This is a genomic window from Streptomyces sp. NBC_01450 (assembly GCF_036227505.1).
Classification (GTDB): Bacteria; Actinomycetota; Actinomycetes; order Streptomycetales; family Streptomycetaceae; genus Streptomyces.
In genome coordinates this window covers 2,253,317-2,273,558 of record NZ_CP109480.1, presented here as the reverse complement: position 1 = coordinate 2,273,558, position 20,242 = coordinate 2,253,317, and the positions used below count along the sequence as shown (strand labels likewise).

Sequence of the window (20,242 nt, the reverse complement as noted above, 5' to 3'; positions counted from 1 at the left end):
CACCGACCCCGCAACCGAAAGGCAGGCACCGTGGGACAGCCCACCCATGCCCAGAACTGGTGGCGTTCCGCCGTCATCTACCAGGTGTACGTCCGCAGCTTCGCGGACGGCGACGGCGACGGCACCGGAGACCTCGCGGGCGTCCGCGCCAGACTCCCGTATCTCGCCGAACTCGGCGTGGACGCACTGTGGTTCAACCCCTGGTATCTGTCCCCGATGAAGGACGGCGGCTACGACGTCGCCGACTACCGGGTCATCGACCCGGCCTTCGGGACGCTCGCCGAGGCGGAGAAACTCATCGCCGAGGCGAAGGAGCTGGGCATCCGCACGCTCGTCGACATCGTGCCCAACCATGTCTCCGACCAGCACCCGTGGTTCCAGGCCGCCTTGGCCGGGGGGCCCGAGCGTGAACTCTTCCACTTCCGGCCCGGGCGCGGCGCACACGGCGAACTCCCGCCCAACGACTGGCCGTCCCAGTTCGCCGGCTCAGCCGAACCCGTCTGGACCCGGCTGCCCGACGGCACCTGGTACCTCCACCTGTTCACCCCCGAACAGCCCGACCTCAACTGGGCGCACCCCGCCGTCCGTCAGGAACACGAGGAGATCCTGCGGTTCTGGTTCGAGCGCGGCGTGGCGGGCGTCCGCATCGACTCGGCCGCCCTGCTCGCCAAGGACCCGGACCTCCCCGACTTCGTCGAGGGCCGCGACCCGTATCCGTACGTCGACCGCGACGAGCTCCATGACATCTACCGCTCCTGGCGCACGGTCGCCGACGCCTACGACGGCATCTTCGTCGGCGAGGTCTGGCTCCCCGACACCGAGCGTTTCGCCCGCTATCTGCGCCCCGACGAGCTGCACACCGCCTTCAACTTCTCCTTCCTGTCCTGCCCCTGGGACGCCGGACGCCTGCGGACGTCCATCGACGAGACCCTCGCCGAACACGCCCCGGTCGGCGCTCCCGCCACCTGGGTGCTGTGCAACCACGACGTGACCCGCACGGTCACCCGCTACGGTCGCACCGACACCGGCTTCGACTTCGCCACCAAGGCCTTCGGCACCCCGACCGACCTCGCTCTTGGCACCCGCCGGGCCCGCGCCGGGGCCCTGCTCTCGCTCGCGCTGCCCGGCGCCGTCTACCTCTACCAGGGCGAGGAGCTGGGTCTGCCCGAGGCCGAGATACCTCGCGACCGCATCCAGGACCCGATGCACTTCCGCTCCGGCGGCACCGACCCGGGCCGGGACGGCTGCCGGGTTCCGCTCCCGTGGACGGCCGACGCGCCGTACGCGGGCTTCGGCGGCGAGCCCTGGCTGCCGCAGCCGAGCGGCTGGTCCGCGTACGCCGCCGACCTCCAGGCCGCCGACCCCGGCTCTATGCTCTCCCTCTACCGCGCGGCCCTGAAGATCCGGCCGGAGTTCGGCGACGGCCCGCTCACCTGGCTGCCCGCGCCCGAGGGGGTACTCGCCTTCGCCCGGCCCGGGCAGGAGGGGCGGCTGCTGTGCGTCGTGAACCTCGCCGACACCCCCGCCGACCTCCCCGCCCACTCCGGACTCCTCCTCGGCAGCGGCCCCCTGGACCCACAGGGGCGACTGCCCAAGGACACGGCGGTCTGGCTGCGCGGCTGAGACCGCGTCGACAGCATCCCGCTCTAGGCAGTCGACTGAGGTGGAGGCGTAACTCAGGTGAGCGTCTTTTCGGGGGGACCGGTATCGGTTCCCCCGCGCTTCGCCGCCTGGATCTGCTCGTACACATGGGTCCGCAGCTCGGCGAAGCGCGGGGCGACCCGGGTGTGCAACTGGTCCCGCTCATCCGGGAGATCGACCTTCAGCTGCTCCTGTACGACGGTGGGGGAGGCGGAGAGGATCAGGACCCGCTCGCCGAGGTACACGGCCTCGTCGATGTCGTGGGTGACGAACAGGATCGTGATGCCGCGTTCCCGCCACAGGCCCCGCACCAGGTCCTCCAGATCGGCGCGGGTCTGCGCGTCGACCGCCGCGAACGGCTCGTCCATCAGCAGGACTTCGGGCTCGTACGCGAGCGCGCGGGCGATCGCGACACGCTGCTGCATCCCGCCGGACAGCTGCCACGGGTAGGCCCCGGCGGCATCCGTGAGCCCGACCGACTCCAGCGCGTCGGCCACCAGCTCCCGGCGTCGCTCCTTGCTCAACGGCTTCTGTTTCAAGGGAAGTTCGATGTTCTCCCGCACCCGCATCCAAGGGAACAGGCTGCGTCCGTACTCCTGGAACACGAACGCCATCCCCGGCGGCGGACCGCTCACCGGGCGGTCGCCCAGCCGTACTTCGCCCGCCGTCGGCGTCAGCAGCCCGCCCATGCACTTCAGAAGCGTGGTCTTGCCGCACCCCGACGGACCGACGAGACACACGAGTTCACCCGCCTCGACGGTGAAGGTGAGATCCCGCACCGCCTCCACCCGGCGGCCGGAACCCTCGTAGACCTTGTTCAGGCCGGATACGACAAGAGACGCGTGCATGGACCGCCCTTTCGCGAGCTTCACGGGGACCGCCGGGACACCGCGCGCAGACCGTGGTACCAGCCGAGCACCCGGCGCTCGACCACATGGAAGACGACCGAGAGAAGGAAACCGAGCAGACCCAGGACGAGGATTCCGGTCCACATGTCGGGGATCGCGAAGCTCCGCTGGAACTGGACGATGGTGAAACCGAGCCCGTTGCTGGCCGCGAACATCTCGCTGATGACCATCAGGATGATCCCGATGGACAGGGCCTGGCGCAGACCCGCGAAGATCTGCGGGCTCGCCGCGCGCAGCACCACGCCGCGCAGCCGGGCGAGGCCCGTGATGCCGTACGAGCGTGCCGTCTCCGCCATCACCGAGTCGACCGCCCGTACACCCTCGACCGTGTTGAGCAGGATCGGCCAGACACAGCCGCTCGCGATCACGGCGATCTTCATCGTGTCGCCGATGCCGGCGAACAGCATGATGACGGGGACCAGGACGGGCGGCGGCAGCGCGCGCAGGAACTCGAGGACCGGTTCGCACACGGCCCGCACCCGCCGGTACGAGCCGATGACCGTGCCCAGCGCCACGCCCACGACGGCCGCCGCCGCGTAACCGGCGAGCAGGCGCAGCACGCTGGGCACGAGGTCGGAGCGCAGCCGTTCGCTCGTCCAGACGTCCGGGAAGGTCCTGAGGATCGTGCGCAGCGGCGGCCAGTACACGTTCGTACTGCCGTCGGACGCCAGCCACCAGCCCGCGACGAGCAGCGCGGGCAACGCGAAGACGAAGAGCAGCCGCAACAGGAACAGCCTCACACCATCACCTCCCCGCGCACCGACTGGTGCCAGGCCAGCGCCCGGCGCTCCACCGTGCGGGCGCCCACGTTGATGACGAGGCCGAGCAGACCGGTGACCACCACCAGCGCGTACATGTCGGGGACCGCCTGCGAGGACTCGGCGACCGCGATCCGGGCGCCCAGCCCCGGGGCTCCGATGACGAGTTCGGCGGTCACGGCGAGGATGAGGGCCACCGCGGCGGCGAGCCGGACGCCCGTCATGACGTACGGCAGCGCCGTGGGCCACAGGACGTGCCGGACGCGTGCCCACGGGCCGAGACCGTACGAGCGTGCCGTCTCCTCGGCGACCGGGTCGACGTCCCGGACGCCGTACAGGACCTGGACGAGGACCTGCCAGAACGAGGCGTACACGACGAGGAGGAGGACGGAGCGCAGTTCGGTGCCGTAGAGCAGGACGGCGAGGGGGATCAGGGCGACGGAGGGGATCGGGCGCAGGAACTCGATCGTCGAGGCGGTGGCCTCGCGCAGATACGGCACGACCGAGACGACCAGCCCCACGACGACGCCCGCGCCGACCGCGATCGCCAGGCCCAGCGCCCAGCCGGTGAGGGTGTCGCCGAGCGCCGTCCAGAAGGCGCGGTCGGTGACCTCCTGGCCGAGCGCGTCGGCGATGCGGCTGGTCGGCGGGAGGTACGCCTCCTTGACGAGACCGAGCCGCGGCACCGCCTCGCCCAGCGCGAGGAAGGCCGCGAGCCCGGCGGCGCCCAGGGCGGCGTTCGCACCCCTCACGGCAGCAGCTTGTCGAGGTCGGGCGTGAACTTGAAGAGCCCGTCCTGCTCGCCCAGCTTCTCCAGCGCCTCGATCGACGCGCGGTTCGGCTCGGCGGGCCACTTCGGAAGGGTGACCTGGGCCAGTGTCGCCGCCGGGATCTTCGTGTACGTGGTGACGGCCTGGCGGACCTCGTCCGGGTGGGCGTCGGCGTAGGCGAGGGACTCCGCGGTCGCCTCCTGGAACTTCTTCACCACGTCGGGGTTCTTCTGCTCGTACTGCGTCGAGGTGAAGTACATCGCCACGGTGAGGTCCTTGGCGACGTCGACCAGGGACGAGGCGATCTCCGTGGCGCCCTGGCCCTTGACGGTGGCGAGCGCGGGCTCGACCACCATCGCGGCGTCGATCTGACCGTTGTCGAGGGCGGCGGGCATCTGGTCGAAGGCCAGCTCGACGAACTTCACCTCGGACGGGTCACCGCCCGCCTTGCGCACCGACTCGCGCACCGCCGTCTCGTTGATGTTCTTCAGCGTGTTGACCGCGACCTTCTTCCCCTCGAGTTCCTTGGGGGACTTGATCGGGCTGCCCTTCTTCACGGTGATGGCGCCGAAGTCCTTGCCCGCCACGCCCGTCGAGGCGACCCCGTTGACGACGGCCTTCACGGGCACGTTCTGGCTCTGGGCGATCATCAGCGAGGTCATGTTGCTGAACCCGAACTGGAACTGGCCGCTGACCACTCCCGGCACGATCGCCGCGCCGCCCTGCGCGGTCGTCATGGACAGCTTCAGGCCTCGTTTGCCGAAGAAGCCCTTCTGCTGGCCCAGATAGAGCGGCGCGACATCGACGATGGGGATGACCCCGACCTTGACCGTGGTGGTACCGCCGGACGACGCGTTCTTGTCCGAGGCGCCACCGCCGCCGGACGAACCGCAGGCCGACGCGGCGACCAGAAAGGATCCGACCGCGAGACCGGCGAGCAGACGACGCATGGCTCCTCCTGTGCAGACGACATTGTTCCGACAGGCTGTGCGCACACCGCGAATTGGTGTTCAGCGGGAAGGTAGAGCCCCCGTGCTGCGGGGGTCAATGCCTTTGGCTAACAATATTGTTGACAGTTGGTGCCCGGCCCTCGGGACCCCGCGGCTCACAAGTCCAGCACGAGCCGCTTCCCGAGGCACCGGGAGACGCAGATGAGCATGGTCTCGCCCGCCTCCCGCTCCTCGTCCGTGAGCACCGAGTCCCGGTGGTCCGGGGTCCCTTCGAGGACATCCGTCTCGCAGGTCCCGCAGGTGCCCTCGGTACAGGAGAAGAGCACCTCGACGCCCGCGCCCCGCACGGTGTCGAGCACGGAGACGCCCGCGGGAACGGTCAGCGTCCGGCCGCTACGCGCGAGCTCCACCTCGAACTCACCGTCACCGCCCCTCTCCTGGGCCTTCGGCTGGAAACGCTCGACGCGCAGCAGCCCGGCGGGGCAGCGTGCCTCCACCGCGTCCAGCAGCGGTCCGGGGCCGCAGCAGTAGACGAGCGTGCCCTCGGGGACCCCGGTCAGGACCGGGGCGAGGTCCAACAGCCCGCACTCGTCCTGGGGAGCGACCCTCACCCGATCCCCGTACCGCTCCAACTCCTTCGTGAACGCCATGGAGTCGCGTGTCCGTCCGCCGTACAGCAGCGTCCACTCGGCGCCCGCCGTCTGCGCCGCGGCGAGCATCGGCAGGATCGGGGTGATGCCGATGCCGCCCGCGACGAAGCGGTAGCGGGGGGCGGGTGCGAGGGCGAAGTGGTTGCGCGGGCCGCGCACCCGGACCTGGTCGCCCACGCCCAACTGCTCGTGAACGTAGGAGGATCCGCCACGCCCGTCCGGCTCCCGCAGCACCGCGATCCGCCACGTCCCGCGGTCCGCCGGATCCCCGCACAGCGAGTACTGCCGCTCGAGGCCGGCCCCGAGCACGACGTCGATGTGGGCGCCGGGCTCCCAGACGGGGAGTTCCTCGCCGAGCGGGTGGCGCAGAGTGAGGGCGAGCACGCCATCGGCGGCGAACTCCCGCCGCCCGACGACGAGTTCGGCTTCATGCGAGCTCATGATCCAAGTCCCCGTGACGTGTGTCCTGGTGGCTGGTGGCCTTGTGGTCGGTGTCCTTCGGGGTGGCCGAGCATCCACTCCCACATCGCGACCGGGTCCTGGGCGCTGTGCTCGGCCCCGCAGTGACAGGTGCCGTGCAGCACGTCGGTGCCCGGGATCCAGTCGACGCGGTAGATCTCGCGGGCCGCGAGGCGGGGAGGCGTGGTCACAGGACCTTCTCCCTCGGCTTGTCGCCCTCCTCGACCAGCCGGGCGAGGATGCGGCGGGCCGCGAGACCGCCGGTGTCGATGTTGATGCTCAGCTCCTGGTAGCCCGTCCGCTCGGTGCCGAGCGTCCTCTGCAGCAGGTTGAGCGCGTCGACGTCCTGCATCACGACGGTGTGGTTGAAGTCCCGCAGGAACGTGGTGACTTCCTCGTCCTGCTTCGCGAAGTCCCGGGAGACCGCCCAGAAGTCGTAGACATGGCCGTCGCTCGACGGGGTGATCGCGTAGGTGATCTCGGTGTGGAAACCGTTCGGATCGCTGCCGTCCGCCTCGGGCAGCACCCCGACCGGGGCGATCCTGCTGTGCAGCAGATACAGGCACGGGGCGTGGTACTCGATGTCCTGCCAGCGGGTGATCCGGCCCTCGATGCCGGTCGAACGGGCGTAGAACGGCGGACACTCGGCGTCGTCCATGTGCCGGCTGACCCGCACGATGCCCGCGCCCTCGTCGACCTCGGTGCTGATCGGCGTCTCGGCCACCTCGGGGGTGCCGATGTAGCCGCCGTGCAGATACGTCTCGTGCGAGAGGTCGAGCAGGTTGTCGACCAGCAGCCCGTAGTCGGCGTCGATGGGCTCCATGCCGCTGACGGTGGTCCAGTCCGGCGAGTCCATGTGCCGGGCGCGGGGGATGGTCCCCGGGTCGGCGAGCGCCGGGTCGCCGATCCAGACCCAGACGAAGGAGTCCCGCTCGACCACCGGGTACGAGGCGACCCGGGCCGTGCGCGGTATGCGTTTCTGCCCCGGCACGTACACGCAGCTGCCGGTCGTGTCGTACGTGAACCCGTGGTACCCGCACACGATCCTGTCGCCGTCGAGCCGGCTCTCCGAGAGTGGGAAGCGGCGGTGCACACAGCGGTCCGCCAGGGCCACGGCCGTCCCGTCGCCCTCGCTCCGGTAGAAGACGAGCGGTTCACCGAGGATCGTCCGCCCGAGCAGTTCACGCCCGACCTCGTGCGAGTAGGCGGCTACGTACCACTGGTTCCTGGCGAAGGCGGTCATGTGCGGCATGGATGCGGCTCCCGTCTCTGTGTCGTAGCGACATCGTTGGGACGGGCTCCACAGAGGCGCAATACGGCTTCCGTCTCACGGAAGGCCGGTTGTGAAGTACCTGTACGGAGAGACGCGGCGTATCACGTAGTACGGTCACGCGCGAAGGCGGACGCTGGAAGAGGAACCCCCCCCATGAACCGGAACTCAGGCGAGGCCGCGCGGGTCGAGGACGCGGTGCTCACGCGTGCCGCGCAGGCGGGTGAGGTCACTGCCCTGGGTCTGCTGCTGGAACGGCACCGGGCGGGTATGCGAGCGGTGGCGCTGAGCGTTCTGGGGCCGGGGCCCGACGTCGACGACGTGGTCCAGGACGCGGCCGTGACCGCGCTCCGGCGCGTGGGAGACGTCCGCGACCCGGCGGCCGTGGGCGCGTGGCTGCGGATGATCGTGCGCAACGCCAGCCGTTCCCTGGTGCGCGACTCCGTTGTCTTCCAGCCGATCGACGATCTGCACCTACCCTCCACGGACGCCGGTCCGGAGCGGTGGCTGGAGCACCACACGATGCGGAACTGGATCTGGGAGGCCGTGGAAGAGCTGTCCCCCGCACTGCGCCTGCCCCTGGTACTGCGTCACTTCAGCACCGGCGTCACCTCCTACGAGCAGATAGCCGACACCTGCGGGATCCCGGTCGGCACGGTCCGCAGCCGGCTCAGCCAGGGACGGGCCAAGCTCGCGACAGCCCTCGCCGCCACCGCGGACGCCCCGCACGGCGACACCGCGCAGCGCATCCGCGCCAGCCGAATCGAGGCACGCGAGACACTGGCCGCCGCCGAGAGCGGACACTTCGGCGCGCTGCTGACGGAGCGCTGGTCGCCCGAGATCACCCTGCTCAGGGGGAACGACCCGGTGGGTGACAGGAGCCTCCTCGTCCGCGGCATGGACGGTGACCTCGAGGCCGGTGTACGGCAGCGCCTGGTCCATGCCGTGGCCGGCCGGTCCCTCGTCGTCTGGGAGATGGCCCTCCTCAACCCCGCCGACAACCCCGACCACTGCCCGCCCTCGGTGGCCTGGGTGATGACGCTGGACGACGCCGGCCGTCCGCACCGGCTGCGCCTGCAGCACCCGAGGCCGGTGCGGGCCATCCAGTCACTCACCCCGATGTGACGGGCGTCACAGGGTCCGGGTCGAACTTCCCCCTCTCTCCGGCGTCCTGCTGGTGTCATACACACCTGCCGGACACGGAGTTCCCATGACCATCTCTGCGACCGATCCTCTGGCCGCCGGAACGCACACCGTCGAGATCGACGGAGTCGCGCAGCGCTATCACCTCCACGGCACGGGACCGGTGTGCGTCGCGCATTCCGGCGGACCGGGCATCGTCTGGGAGTACCTGCGCATGCCCGCGCTGGAGCGGCATCTGACGATCGTCTACCCGGAGCCGATCGGCAGCGGCGCCTCCGGCCGCCTGCCCTCCCACCCCCACGGCTACACCCGCCCCCGCTACAGCCGGTTCCTCGGGGCGCTGATCGAGCACCTCGGCGTTCCCGAGGTACACCTTCTGGGTCACTCGCACGGCGGCTTCGTCGCCCAGTACCACGCCCTGCACCACCCCGAACGCGTCGCCGGGGTGATCCTCTACGACAGCGCGCCGCTGACCGGTCCCGAACACGCCGCCGAGGCCATGCGCCTGGTCCAGCTGTTCGCCGCGCGGCACGCCGGCCATCCCGGACTCCCCGAGGTCCTGGCGGCCTTCCAGGCCATCCCCACCATCTCCGACGACCCGCAGACGACAGCCGTCGCCAGGGGGCTGCTCCCCTCGTACTTCGCCGACTACTGGGGCCGGGAGGAGGAGTTCGCGCCCTTGCGTGCCTCCGTGCGGGCCGCATACATCTCCGGGCTGGACGAGAACCTCTCCCCGGACGTCATCGACGACCGTGAGGCCCTCGGCTCGCTCACCGTGCCGACCCTCGTCGTCGTCGGCCGCCACGACGTCATCTGCGGAGTGCGCTGGGCCGAGGAACTGCACCGGCTGATCCCCGGATCGGAACTGCTGATCCTGGAGAACAGCGGGCACTTCGGTCACATCGAGGAGCCGGAGGCCTTCGCGCCGGCGGTGACACGCTTCGTGACGGCCACAGCGCGCAGCACGGCCTGACCTTCCCGGCGACCTGGTGCCGCGAACGTTGCCCGTCGCGGCACTGGCTCGCCGCACCACCAGGTCATGGGACCGAAGCCGGAACGCACGGTCCGACCTGGTGGCGGGGCGGGGAGCTCCTTGCGACTGCTCAGCCCGCGGCGGCGGTGAGCGCGCCGAGGGCGCTGGCCTGGGTGCGCCAGTCGGTCTGGTTGGGGCTGGTGCCGGCCCAGCGTTCACCGAGGGCGTTCAGGGAGGTGCGGTCCTGCGCCCACAGCGTGTCCGCCTGCTTCTGGACATAACTCTGGTAGGTGCTGGAACCGGTGGCCTTCACAAGGTCGGCGAAGTGCCGCATGAAGATGCCCTTGAACTGCTTCTGGTTGTCGTCGCAGGACGCCGAGCCGACGTCGCAGGACTCGGTGAGCACTCCGCTTCGGGTCAGGGCCGGGCTGCTGACGGCGGCGTCGGCCAGGGTGCGTGCGGTGGCCAGCAGCGAGCTGTCCCCGGTCGTCCTCCACAGCTCGGTGAAGGCGCCGATGGCCAGCCCCTGGTTGTAACTCCACACGGTGGAACCGTTGTTGGCGCAGGCCGAGGTCAGCCCGTCGTTCACGAGACCCGAGGAGTTGATCATCCCGCTGGCCTTGTACCAGGCGGCGGACGTCCTGGCCCGCTGCAGCCATACGGTGTCACCCGGGATGCGCTGGTGCAGCGCGGTGGTCAGCCAGAGGTACTGTCCGTTCGTCACGGCGTTCTTGTAGGTGCGCTCGCGGTCCCACCACACGCCGCCGCCGCAGGTACCGGTGTCCCAGTACCGCTGGACGTAGTCGGCGATGGTGACGGCCTCGTTGAGGTACCGGGAGTCGCCGGTGTAGTCGTACGCGTCGAGCCAGGCGATCGCCCACCAGCCCGAGTCGTCGATGGAACGGCTGATGAAGTCACCCTCGATCGCGTCCGAACTGCGCACGCCGGCGGCGAAGACACCCTTGTTCCGGTCGAAGGTGCGCGCGATGACCCAGTCGTAGCTGTGCGTGCCGGTGGTCTTCGCGAAGTCGATGAGGGAGGTGAGGGTGGCGGCGGAGTTCCACCAACTGCTGGGCCACCAGCCGTTGTACGGGTCGTACGAGGACATGAGCGCGTCCGCCGCGGCGCGCGCCCTGGTCGGCGCGGGCCTGACCCACGCGGTGCAGCTGCCCTCGTTGTGGGTGGCCTCCCGGCCGCAGGCGCGGACGGCGCCGCCGTAGAGGAGGCCGCGCGGGTCGCGGGTGGCGTACATCACGGTACGGGTGCCGGTGGCCCCGGACGGGGTGCTGGTGCGGCCGAGTGAGGAGCCGTCCGGCCAGGTCGAGCCGCCGTCCCAGGAGCGGTCGAGCCAGATCTCGTCACCGGCGCCACCGGTGTCGATGCTCGCCCAGGCCATGGAGTTCTTCTGATCGACGTGCAGCCGGATGGTGCGGCCGTAGAGGGTGGTCGACGGCACCGGCTGGTCGTCGTCGGCTGCCTGACCGGCACTGGTGCCGTCGCAGACGGTGTCGCAGACGGTGGGGTAGACCCAGTTCGTGCAGCCGACGCCGGCGGCGTCGCCGCAGGCCCGCACGAGCCCGCGTCGGTGGTCGCGTGGGTCGGTGATGTTGTACATCAGTGTCCTGGTGCCGGTCCAACTGCTCGGGATGCTCGCCTTGCCGAGCAGTCCTTCCCAGGTGGCGCCGCCGTCCCAGGAGCGGTCCAGCCACACCGAGTCGCCGGTCACGCCGCTGTCGATGCTGGCCCAGGCCATGTCGTCCGCGTCGGACACGTGCAGTTCCAGGCGACGGCCGTTGAGGTCCTTGTTCGGCACCGGGAAGCTCTCCTGCCGGGCCTGTGAGGGGTCGAGCGTGTCACAGGCCAGTGCGCACACCTGGGTGGCGGCGGCCGCGGGAGTGGCGGTCGGGACCAGTGTGGCGAACGCGAGAGCGGCGGTCAGCAGGAAGCTGAGAAGTCGTGGCCTGACAACGATGTCGGAGCTTTGTGAGGGCACCGGAACTCGCCTCGATTTCACGATGGGGGACGCCGGTCGACGGACGTGGCTGGGCCGACGGCTCGCGCCGAGCCGAGCTGGGCGTGAATGGATTCAGCATTGGATCAATGGTCCATACCTGTACCCGTCTTCGAGGCAGTGAACCGGCTTGGCGCGCCCCTGTCAATGGAGCAAGATGCGGTTTTTTCACAGGAGTTGATGGTTGACGGGATGGGTTGACACCCGCTTTTCGGGCGCCCATCATCGGTGCGAACTTCGGCGAGTCATCTCGCACACCCGTTGCCGTTTCGACCCCAGGCCCCCACAGTCGATCATTTTGAATCGATTCAAGCGACTGGTCGTCGAGTCGGGCAGCTGGTTCCCCACCGATCCGGGAGGTACTCATGCGCCGTCGTCGGCCATCGCTGAACCGAAAGCCCAGACCAGGGCGCCTAGTCGGGCTCACCATGGTGGTGGCCGCCGCGCTGGCCGTGACCCCCGCGCTGTCCGCCGTGGCGGCGCCGGTGACCGCGACGCCCGCACCCAGGGCGGCACTTGACGCCCTGAACTACTCGCCGACCTCCCGCACGCTCAAGCCGACCGCCGTCTACCGCACGTCCGGCAGCGTCGCGAACCCGCAGAATGTCCTCAGTGGGCAGTCGACGCGGATCTCCGGCTCGCAGTCGGCCATCACCCTTGACTTCGGGAAAGAAGTCGGTGGCGTGACAACGTTGTCCTTCGGCAGTACCAGCAGCAGCGGCCAACGGGTCGGCCTGGCCTTCAGCGAGTCGTCCCTGTACGTGGGCAACAACAGCGACCGCAGCAGCGGCCGCGACGGCGAGGACGGCGCCCTCTACGCCACGGCCTCCGCCAACGGCACCTACACGGTGCCCACCGCTCAACTGCGGGGCGGTTTCCGCTACTTGACCGTCTTCCTGGACAGCTCGGGCTGGGTGGACCTCAACGGCGTCAGCCTCAACTTCACCGCGGCACCGGGCAAGGCCAACCCGGCCGACTACGCCAACTACTTCTCCTCCAGCGACGACCTGCTCAACAGCATCTGGTACGCCGGGGCGTACACCGTGCAGCTCAACACGATCGCCTCCAACCAGGGCCGCGCCTGGCCCCCGCCCAGCTCGGCGTGGGACAACGGCGCCACCGTGGGCGTGGGTGACTCCGTCCTGGTCGACGGGGCCAAGCGCGACCGTACGGTGTGGCCCGGCGACCTGGGCATCGCCGTACCCACGCAGTACGCGTACTCGGGCGACCTCGCCTCGACCCGCAACGCGCTCACCACGATGTACAACGCGCAGTCGGCTGCGGGAGAAATCCCCTGGTCGGGCCCGCCGTTCAACCTCACCGGCTCGGACACCTACCACACCTGGACGCTGCTGGGCACGTCCACGTACTACACGTACTCGGCCGACCGGACGTGGCTGGACTCCGAATGGGCCAACTACAAGCGCGGGATGGCCTTCATCACCAACAAGATCGACGGCAACAACCTCCTCAATGTGACCCGCACCCAGGACTGGGCCCGGGTCGGCCAGGGCGGCGAGAACATCTCCGCCAACGCGCTGCTGTACGGCGCGCTCAAGGGCGGCGCCACCCTGGCCACGGTCGAGGGCGACAGTGCGCTCGCCGCGAGCTGGAACAGCAGGGCGGCCGCCATCAAGACCGCCGCCAACTCCCTGCTGTGGGACGCCTCGAAGGGCATGTACAAGGACAACCCCACCAGCGGTCTGTACCCGCAGGACGGCAACTCCCTTGCCGTCTGGTACGGGTTGACCGACTCCACGGCCAAGTCGAAGAGCATCGTCGCGGGACTCGGGAAGAACTGGGGCATCTACGGCCCCACCACCCCCGAGTGGGGCGGCAACGTCTCCCCCTTCGCCGGCGGCATGGAGCTGAACGCCCGCTTCACCGCCAATGACGACTACACCGCCCTGGACCAGATCCGCCGTACCTGGGGCCACATGCTGACCAGCGACATCGGCACCAAGAGCACCTTCTGGGAGGGCGTCAAGGCCGACGGCGGCCTCGCCTACGGCGGCTCGTTCATGAGCCTGGCCCATGGCTGGTCCACCGCGCCCACCTCCACACTCACCTTCGACGTGCTGGGCACCGCACCGGAGTCGTCGACCGGCGCGTACCGCTTCGTCCCGCACCCCGGCGACCTGACCAGCGCCGAGGGCCGCATCACCATGCCCCAGGGCGCCATCAACGCGTCCTGGTCGCGCGACCCCGCCGCCGGCACCTACTCGGCGCACCTGACCAGCCCGTCCGGCACCACCGGCCGCATCGGCGTCCCGAAGTTCGGCGGCGGCGACATCTCGGTCTCCGTGAACGGCACCGTCGTATGGCGGAACGGAACCTTCACGCCCACCTCCGGCATCACCGGCGCGAACCAGGACGACACCTACGTGTACCTCACCGGCGTCGCCCCGGGCAGCTACACCGTGACCGCCACCGGACTGGGCAATCCGGCGCCACCCGCCGACCCCGGAACCGGCGCCCTGCGACCGGGCTTCACCCGGTGCGCGGGGGAGGGCGGCACCTGCTCCTTCAGCGGCACCCGCTCGGTGGCCTACGGCGCCGGGACGTACACGTACAAGACGGTGACCGGCAGCACCGCCTGCACCAACGACTCCTTCGGCGGCGACCCGGCGTCCAATCTCGTCAAGTCCTGCTACGTCGCCGACGCGGGCGGCCCGCCCGGATACACCGCCTGCGCGGCCGAGAACGGCACCTGCGCCGTACCCGGCTACAACCGCGACGTCGCCTACGGCGCCAACGGCAACTTCGTCCACCAGGTCACCAACGGCTCCGTCGCCTGCACCAACGCCCACTTCGGCGATCCCATCGACGGCGTCGCCAAGTCCTGCTACCTGCCGCCCGACGGAGCCCCGGCCGGCGGCTGGACCAAGTGCGCGTCCCAGAACGGTACGTGCGCGGCCGCGGCGGGACAGCCGGTGATGTACGGCGCCTTCGGGGCGTTCACCACGGCCACCGCCACCGGCGACACCCCGTGCACCGACGCCACGTTCGGCGACCCGATCCCCGGCGAGTCGAAGGCCTGCTACACCGCGACCGGCGCCCCGGTCGGCTACGCCACCACCTGCTCCGCCGAAGGCGGCACCTGCTCCTTCAGCGGACAGCAGACCGTCGCCTACGGTGCCCGGGGCCGCTTCCTCTACAAGGCGTTCACCGGCGGCACCGGCTGCACGACGGCGGCGTTCGGCACCGATCCGCTGCCCGGCGTGAGCAAGTCCTGCTACCTCACGTCCTGAGCGGCGCGACGCCTCCGGCAGCCTCCGCCTCCCCGCGTGTCCGGGGGCTGCCGGATCACTCCGGATGCGCCACCGCCTCCTTCTGCAGTTGTACCGCCGCCAACAGGCTCAGCCTCGGTTCCGCCTGGCGCAGCGCCTTCACCGCCGCGACCGAGGTGATGTCCCCCGTGAAGCCGACGGCGGCCAGCCGGGAGCGGACCCAGCGGGCACGCAGCTGGGTCTCGGTGGCGGCGGCGGTGGACTCCACCAGCGCGACGGCGCGTTCCAGGCCGGGTCGCTCCTGGGGCGAGGCCCCGGCCAGTGCCTGGCGCAGGGCCGCTGCGACGAAGTCCGCGTCCCGGACGGCCAGCACGAAGTTGTTCTTCTTGCTCAGTCCCGTGATTCCTGTCATGCGGACCAGCCTGACGATCATGTTCGGCGCGCACCAAGCGACTTGAGGAGATTCAGAGGCTCGGCCTCTCGTCGAAGTCGGTCCAGGCTCCGGTCGGCGGGGCGGCCGCGCACCCGGTGCGTGTCTGCGCGCCGACGTGCGCGGTCGCCCTCGCCCCCGTCATCGGGCGAGGGGATCAGCCGCTGGGGACGGTGTCCTCGAACGTGGTGCCCGCGCCGCGGTACGCGGCCACCTTCGCGGCGACCTGTGCCGGGGTGAGGACCTGGTCCTTGACGTGCAGGACGTAGTCGACCTGCTCGTCGTACGCTCGCGCGGTGGTGCTGGTCTGGCCCGCGAGGTCGATCAGCCACTGGTTGAAGTTGATCGACATCGGCCGCTCCGGCAGATACGCGGAGTCATGGGTGCCGAAGAGCTGTCCGTCGATGTAGTACTTGATGCTGCTGTTGTCGATGGTCAGCACCAGGTCGTGCCAGCCGTTGTAGCTCTGCCGGCCTTCGGTGTGCTGGTTGACCGCCACCCACGGGTCGGCCTGGTAGGTCTCCCAGGACGTCGTGTAGAGGATGTTGGAGGGCTCGCCCCAGCCGCCGTTGGGCAGGTACTCGAAGTCGTACTCGGAGTAGTCGTCCGCCATCGGTGCCGTGAGGTCGTTGATGGTGAAGAACGTCTGGACGAGGTGGTCGCCGTCCGGGCCGGACTTGGGCGCGTCGTTGAACTTGACCCGGGCCGCGTAGGTGCCGTTCTTGAACTTCCGCGAGTTGGTGACGATCTCGGTCTGCTTGGTGCTCTCTCCGGTGCCGGCGGTCGAGGTCTCCAGGTTCATGATGGAGTTGCCGCTCGTGGTGGCGAAGGTGACCTTGTCGGGCGCCCAGGTGGCGCCGGGCACGCCGGGGCCGCCGGAGGTGGAGCGCACGCTCCAGCCGTGCGCCGAGACCTTCGGGTCGTTGTAGGCGCTGTAGTTGAAGTCGTCGAACAGCGTGGCGCCGGTGGCCGGAGGGTCGGTCGGCGGGTCGGTGGGCGGGTTCGTCGGGTCGTTGCCCGCGGGGGCCTGGCCCCACAGGGTGGTGCCGGCCAGCTGCGCCGTGACCTTGGACCAGTCTCCGTACGAGGTCCGGGAGGCGCCGAAGGAGTAGTCGTCGCTCTGGTTCAGCGACTGCCACGTCGACTGGTAGAAGCGCAGCTGCATGTCACCGGTGTCGGCGCCCGGGGTGAGCGAACCGGCACCGGAGGTGAAGCCGATCTCCAGGTAACGGTCCGCCGTGGCCGTGGGGTTGGCGAGCGTACCGAAGGTGCCCGTGACGTTGGCGCAGCCCTTGACGGCCCAGGAACAGGCGAAGCGATACGTCGCGCTCGCCGAGTCGGCCTTGAAGTAGTAGCGGATCTTGACGTTCGCCAGTTGCACGGTCGTGGTGCCGGTGTTCTTCACCTTGAACCAGGGCTCGGCCTGGTCGGCGCCGGCTCCGGTGGCGCTCGTACGGTACTGGACGCTCAGCCCGTCACCGGCCGCGCTCGCGGTGGCCGGGAGTGCGGTGAGCGCGGCGGCGCCCATGGCCACCGCGACGGCGGCGGACGCGGTGGCGCGCAGCCTGTTCTTGGCGAATCTCATCGTTGTTCCTTTCCAGAAAGGTGGGGTGATTCCCGGAACGGGACGGGTCAGGGGTGGCGCGGGACGCCGAGCGCGTCGAGCCGGGCCGTGTGCTCGTCGAGGCGGGAGCGGAAGTCGGCCCAGTCGCTCGCGCCGCTCCAGCCGCGGTCGGCGAGGGCGCACAGCCGCGGGTAGGTGAGGTATTCGAGGTGGGCGGGCGTCGTGACGAACTCGGTCCACAGCTGGGCCTGCGTGCCGAGCACCCGCCCCGCCGCCTGGGCGTCGGCGTCCTCGGGAACGGGGGCGTGGGCATGGACGGCGCGCAGATCGACGACGGCTCCGGGCTGGGCCGGCGGCTCGTGCGGATCGGCGGACTGGGCGTAGTCCAGGTAGGTGGCCCGGTGGTACGCGCTGACGACGGCGTGGCCGCGGCGGGCCGCCGTCAGGGTGTGGGACGGGTCGCGCCAGGTCATCACGGTGAAGTCCAGGGGAAGTTCGGCGCCGGTCTCGGCCCAGCCGACCGGGCGGCGTCCGTGACGGACGAGGAAGTCGCCGATCCGTCCGAGGAACCAGCCGTGCAGGGCCTCGGGGTTCGGCAGCCCCTGCGCCACCGCTCGTTCGCGTGCGGCGACACTGCGCGTCCACTCGGTGGTGGGGCACTCCTCGCCGCCGACGTGGATGTACGGCGAGGGGAAGACGTCCATGACCTCGTCGAGGACGGTGCGGCAGAAGTCGAGGGCCTCGTCGTGGACACCGAGGACGGTGTCGCACACGCCCCAGCGCGTCCAGACGTCGAGCGTGCGCTCCGGGTGGTTGCCCAGTGCGGGGTAGGCGGCGAGAGCCGCGCGTACATGTCCGGGCATCTCGATCTCGGGCATGACGGTGACACCGCGAGCGGCCGCGTACCGGACCAGGCCGGCGAGTTCGGCCCGTGTGTACGACCCGCCGTGCGGGATGCCGTCGTAGGTGTCGCTGCCGGCCGGGCCCTTCTGGGACTCGGCGCGGTGGCCGCCGATCTCGGTGAGCTTGGGCAGGGCGGCGACCGGCATGCGCCAGCCCTGGTCGTCGGTGAGATGCAGATGGAACACGCTGATCTTGTGCAGGGCCAGCAGGTCTACGTATCTGCGCAGGTAGGAGACGGGCTGGAAGTGGCGTGCCACATCCAGCATCGCGCCGCGCCAGGGGTGACGGGGGATGTCGGTGATGTCGGCGCACGGCAGCAGCCACCGCGTACCGCGTTGCGGGATGTCCGACAGGGCCTGAGGGGGCAGGAGCTGACGGACCGTCTGGATTCCGCGCAGCAGGCCGGTGGGGTGCGCGGCGCGCAGCAGCACGGCGTGCGGTTCGACGGCGAGTACGTACCCCTCTTCGCCCAGGTCGCCGAGGCCGGAGTCGAGGGCCAGCGTGAACCGACCGTCAGGGGACGGCCGCAGGGACAGTCCGGTGGCGGGGGCGAGCAGGGTGCGCAGCAGCTCCGCGGCAGGTTCGGCGCCCGTGCCGACGTGCAGCGCGGTGTCGGCGTCGAGCGTGAAGTGTCCCGACCGGAGCGCGGCCTTTGTGGGGAGGGGGACGAGGGTGAGCACAGATCGATGTGCGGGCATGGTTCGTCTCCGGAACGGGGTCGCGTGGGGGTGGGGTGTGAGATCAGCCCTTGACCGCGCCGGCCGCGAAGCCGGCGGTGACATGGCGCTGGAGCAGCAGGAACACCACGAGTGCCGGGGCGGCGAAGAGGGTCGAGGCGGCCATGGTGGCGCCCCAGTCGGTGCCGAAGACGTTCTGGAACGAGGACAGCCACACGGGCAGGGTGCGGTTGTCCTGGTGCTTGATGATCAGGAAGTTGGCGTACGTGAACTCGTTCCAGGCGGTGATGTAGCCGAACAGCGAGGTGGCCATCAGGCCCGGTGCCAGCAGGGGGAACGCCACGCGGCGGAACGCGCCGAGCCGGGTGCAGCCGTCTACCTGGGCGGACTCCTCCAGCTCCGGGGGGATCGTGCCGATGAAGCCGCGCAGGACGATGATGGTGAAGGGCAGCGTCATCATGAAGTAGACGAGGGTCAGGGTCGGCAGCCGGTCGAGCATGTCGGTGTCCCGGGAGATGATGTAGACCGGGATGATCAGTGACTCCCAGGGCGCCATCTGGGCGATGAAGACCATGAGCATGAACTGTCGGCGCCCCTTCCACTTCATCCGGGCGACCGCATAGGCGGCGCCGAGCGCGATGACGAGGGCGAGCAGGACGGCGCTCAGCGTGACGAGGATGCTGTTGCGCCAGAACAGGCCGAAACCGGCGGCGCCGACGGCGGTGCGGAAGTGGTCGAGTGTCCAGGTCTTCGGGAAGAACCGGGGGCTGTCGGACTGGATGTCGCGGGTCGGTGTGAACGCGGTGGCGACCATCCAGTAGACGGGGAACAGACAGACCGCGACCGTGACGACGGCGGCGGCGTTCAGGGGTATGCGGCGGATGCGGGGCCGGGTCGTGCTCATGCGAGCTCGTCCTCCTGGCGGAACATCTGGCGGAAGTAGAAGACGAGCACGCCCGACATCAGTACGACGGTGACCATGGAGGCCGCCGATCCGAGGTCGTAGCGCTGGCTCGACAGGGCGGTCTGCACCGCGTACACGGGCAGGATCGTGGTCGCGTCGCCGGGCCCGCCGTTGGTCATCACCCAGATCTGGACGAACGCCTTGAAGGTCCAGATCACTTCGAGCGAGAACACGAGCATGAAGATCGGCCGGACCATCGGGAAGGTGATGGAGCGGAATATCCGCGGCCCTGACGCTCCGTCGAGCCGCGCCGACTCGTACAGCTCGGTGGGGACGGTGGTGAGGGCCGAGTACAAGGTGATCGCCGCGAAGGGCACGGACTGCCACACGACGAGGGTGACCACGATGGCGAAGGCGGCCGGACCGTGCGCGAACCAGGGGTAGCGGTCGAACGACTCGAACCCCAGGCGTGTCAGGACCGCGTTGACGATGCCGAACTCCGAGTGGAACAGCCACTGGAAGACGGTGGCCGCCGAGATGACGGGCATCGCCCAGGACAGCACGAGCGCGCTGAGGACCGCGGTCCGCCCGAACCGGCCGAGCCGCTCGATCATGAGCGCGACCAGCGTGGACAGCGCCATGATGAGCACGACGTCGATCGTCATGAAGAGGAAGGTGCGGCGCACGACCTCCCAGAAGCGGCCGTCGCCCAGCAGCGTCCGGTAGTTCTCGAATCCGACGAAACGCGCGCCACCCAGGATGAGTTGGCGCAGGCCGAAGTCCTGCAGCGATATCACCACGGCGCGGACCAGGGGATAGACGAGCAGGTAGAGCGTGCCGAGGACGGCGGGCGCGATCAGGACGTACGGCCAGACCCCACGCTGGGTGGACTTCGACGGGCGGCGCGGTCCCGGTCCGGTGGAGCGCCGGGGTGGCCCGGTGCCGAGCGGGGGGCGGGGGGCGGTCTGCTCTCGGACGGCCGGCACGACGCTCCTCCTTCC

At 70.0% G+C, this 20,242-nt stretch carries 17 protein-coding genes; 4 read left to right on the top strand and 13 right to left on the bottom strand.

Annotated elements, in window-relative coordinates; genetic code table 11:
• Positions 1 to 30 precede the first annotated feature (30 nt).
• Positions 31 to 1,623, top strand: a complete 1,593-nt coding sequence (locus OG568_RS10460; protein WP_329531239.1) for a glycoside hydrolase family 13 protein — start codon at positions 31 to 33, stop codon at positions 1,621 to 1,623.
• Positions 1,624 to 1,676: 53 nt separating this feature from the next.
• On the opposite strand, the gene OG568_RS10455 is transcribed toward OG568_RS10460, so the two are convergent.
• The 7 genes from OG568_RS10455 to OG568_RS10425 form a co-directional block, all read right to left on the bottom strand.
• Positions 1,677 to 2,489 carry an ABC transporter ATP-binding protein gene (locus OG568_RS10455; RefSeq protein WP_266588212.1) on the bottom strand — a complete coding sequence of 271 codons (813 nt, stop codon included), beginning with the start codon at positions 2,487 to 2,489 and terminating at the stop codon, positions 1,677 to 1,679.
• A gap of 20 nt (positions 2,490 to 2,509) precedes the next feature.
• Positions 2,510 to 3,289, bottom strand: a complete 780-nt coding sequence (locus OG568_RS10450) for an ABC transporter permease (RefSeq protein ID WP_329531238.1) — start codon at positions 3,287 to 3,289, stop codon at positions 2,510 to 2,512.
• Positions 3,286 to 4,059, bottom strand: coding sequence for an ABC transporter permease (locus tag OG568_RS10445; protein WP_329531237.1), 774 nt, complete (start codon positions 4,057 to 4,059; stop codon positions 3,286 to 3,288). The genes OG568_RS10450 and OG568_RS10445 overlap by 4 nt, the downstream gene beginning before the upstream one ends.
• Positions 4,056 to 5,027 (bottom strand): ABC transporter substrate-binding protein, encoded by a 972-nt coding sequence (locus tag OG568_RS10440; protein ID WP_329531236.1) that lies wholly within the window; start codon positions 5,025 to 5,027, stop codon positions 4,056 to 4,058. The genes OG568_RS10445 and OG568_RS10440 overlap by 4 nt, the downstream gene beginning before the upstream one ends.
• A 155-nt stretch (positions 5,028 to 5,182) precedes the next feature.
• Positions 5,183 to 6,118: a PDR/VanB family oxidoreductase gene (locus tag OG568_RS10435; protein ID WP_329531235.1), complete on the bottom strand. Its 936-nt coding sequence runs from the start codon at positions 6,116 to 6,118 to the stop codon at positions 5,183 to 5,185.
• Positions 6,115 to 6,327 (bottom strand): hypothetical protein, encoded by a 213-nt coding sequence (locus tag OG568_RS10430; protein WP_329531234.1) that lies wholly within the window; start codon positions 6,325 to 6,327, stop codon positions 6,115 to 6,117. The genes OG568_RS10435 and OG568_RS10430 overlap by 4 nt, the downstream gene beginning before the upstream one ends.
• The gene (locus tag OG568_RS10425; RefSeq protein ID WP_329531233.1) at positions 6,324 to 7,388 is read right to left on the bottom strand and encodes an aromatic ring-hydroxylating dioxygenase subunit alpha; all 1,065 of its coding nucleotides are present in this window, start codon (positions 7,386 to 7,388) and stop codon (positions 6,324 to 6,326) included. Before OG568_RS10425 ends, OG568_RS10430 begins: the two co-directional genes overlap by 4 nt.
• A gap of 174 nt (positions 7,389 to 7,562) precedes the next feature.
• Between OG568_RS10425 and OG568_RS10420 the strand changes: the two genes are divergently transcribed.
• Together OG568_RS10420 and OG568_RS10415 are read left to right on the top strand one after the other, a co-directional pair.
• On the top strand, positions 7,563 to 8,531 hold the full coding sequence (locus OG568_RS10420) for an RNA polymerase sigma factor (RefSeq protein WP_329531232.1): 969 nt from the start codon (positions 7,563 to 7,565) through the stop codon (positions 8,529 to 8,531).
• A gap of 85 nt (positions 8,532 to 8,616) precedes the next feature.
• Complete coding sequence (locus OG568_RS10415; protein WP_329531231.1) at positions 8,617 to 9,522, top strand: alpha/beta fold hydrolase; 906 nt, start codon at positions 8,617 to 8,619, stop codon at positions 9,520 to 9,522.
• Between the two features lie 130 nt (positions 9,523 to 9,652).
• Here the strand turns inward: OG568_RS10415 and OG568_RS10410 are convergent, their stop codons facing one another.
• Positions 9,653 to 11,275 carry a glycoside hydrolase family 76 protein gene (locus tag OG568_RS10410; RefSeq protein WP_329536322.1) on the bottom strand — a complete coding sequence of 541 codons (1,623 nt, stop codon included), beginning with the start codon at positions 11,273 to 11,275 and terminating at the stop codon, positions 9,653 to 9,655.
• 686 nt (positions 11,276 to 11,961) lie between these two features.
• On the opposite strand from OG568_RS10410, the gene OG568_RS10405 reads away from it, so the two are divergent.
• Entirely contained in the window at positions 11,962 to 14,784 is a 2,823-nt protein-coding gene (locus OG568_RS10405; RefSeq protein ID WP_329531230.1) for an alpha-L-rhamnosidase-related protein, read from the top strand.
• 55 nt (positions 14,785 to 14,839) lie between these two features.
• Here OG568_RS10405 and OG568_RS10400 read toward each other — a convergent pair whose 3' ends face one another.
• The 5 genes from OG568_RS10400 to OG568_RS10380 form a co-directional block, all read right to left on the bottom strand.
• Entirely contained in the window at positions 14,840 to 15,175 is a 336-nt protein-coding gene (locus tag OG568_RS10400) for a hypothetical protein (protein ID WP_329531229.1), read from the bottom strand.
• 175 nt (positions 15,176 to 15,350) lie between these two features.
• A complete protein-coding gene (locus tag OG568_RS10395; RefSeq protein ID WP_329531228.1) occupies positions 15,351 to 16,778 on the bottom strand; it encodes a cellulose binding domain-containing protein in 1,428 nt (475 codons plus the stop codon).
• A 47-nt stretch (positions 16,779 to 16,825) separates the two neighbouring features.
• Positions 16,826 to 18,358, bottom strand: coding sequence for a beta-N-acetylhexosaminidase (locus OG568_RS10390; RefSeq protein WP_329531227.1), 1,533 nt, complete (start codon positions 18,356 to 18,358; stop codon positions 16,826 to 16,828).
• A gap of 43 nt (positions 18,359 to 18,401) precedes the next feature.
• Positions 18,402 to 19,241 carry a carbohydrate ABC transporter permease gene (locus OG568_RS10385; protein WP_329531226.1) on the bottom strand — a complete coding sequence of 280 codons (840 nt, stop codon included), beginning with the start codon at positions 19,239 to 19,241 and terminating at the stop codon, positions 18,402 to 18,404.
• Positions 19,238 to 20,227 (bottom strand): carbohydrate ABC transporter permease, encoded by a 990-nt coding sequence (locus OG568_RS10380; RefSeq protein WP_329531225.1) that lies wholly within the window; start codon positions 20,225 to 20,227, stop codon positions 19,238 to 19,240. The genes OG568_RS10385 and OG568_RS10380 overlap by 4 nt, the downstream gene beginning before the upstream one ends.
• Positions 20,228 to 20,242 lie beyond the last annotated feature (15 nt).

Coding starts and splice junctions, on each gene's coding strand:
- OG568_RS10455 (WP_266588212.1), bottom strand. CDS start 2,489: ATGCACGCGTCTCTTGTCGTATCCGGCCTGAACAAGGTCTACGAGGGT.
- OG568_RS10440 (WP_329531236.1), bottom strand. CDS start 5,027: ATGCGTCGTCTGCTCGCCGGTCTCGCGGTCGGATCCTTTCTGGTCGCC.
- OG568_RS10435 (WP_329531235.1), bottom strand. CDS start 6,118: ATGAGCTCGCATGAAGCCGAACTCGTCGTCGGGCGGCGGGAGTTCGCC.
- OG568_RS10425 (WP_329531233.1), bottom strand. CDS start 7,388: ATGCCGCACATGACCGCCTTCGCCAGGAACCAGTGGTACGTAGCCGCC.
- OG568_RS10420 (WP_329531232.1), top strand. CDS start 7,563: ATGAACCGGAACTCAGGCGAGGCCGCGCGGGTCGAGGACGCGGTGCTC.
- OG568_RS10415 (WP_329531231.1), top strand. CDS start 8,617: ATGACCATCTCTGCGACCGATCCTCTGGCCGCCGGAACGCACACCGTC.
- OG568_RS10410 (WP_329536322.1), bottom strand. CDS start 11,275: ATGGCCTGGGCCAGCATCGACAGCGGCGTGACCGGCGACTCGGTGTGG.
- OG568_RS10405 (WP_329531230.1), top strand. CDS start 11,962: ATGGTGGTGGCCGCCGCGCTGGCCGTGACCCCCGCGCTGTCCGCCGTG.
- OG568_RS10400 (WP_329531229.1), bottom strand. CDS start 15,175: ATGACAGGAATCACGGGACTGAGCAAGAAGAACAACTTCGTGCTGGCC.
- OG568_RS10395 (WP_329531228.1), bottom strand. CDS start 16,778: ATGAGATTCGCCAAGAACAGGCTGCGCGCCACCGCGTCCGCCGCCGTC.
- OG568_RS10390 (WP_329531227.1), bottom strand. CDS start 18,358: ATGCCCGCACATCGATCTGTGCTCACCCTCGTCCCCCTCCCCACAAAG.
- OG568_RS10385 (WP_329531226.1), bottom strand. CDS start 19,241: ATGAGCACGACCCGGCCCCGCATCCGCCGCATACCCCTGAACGCCGCC.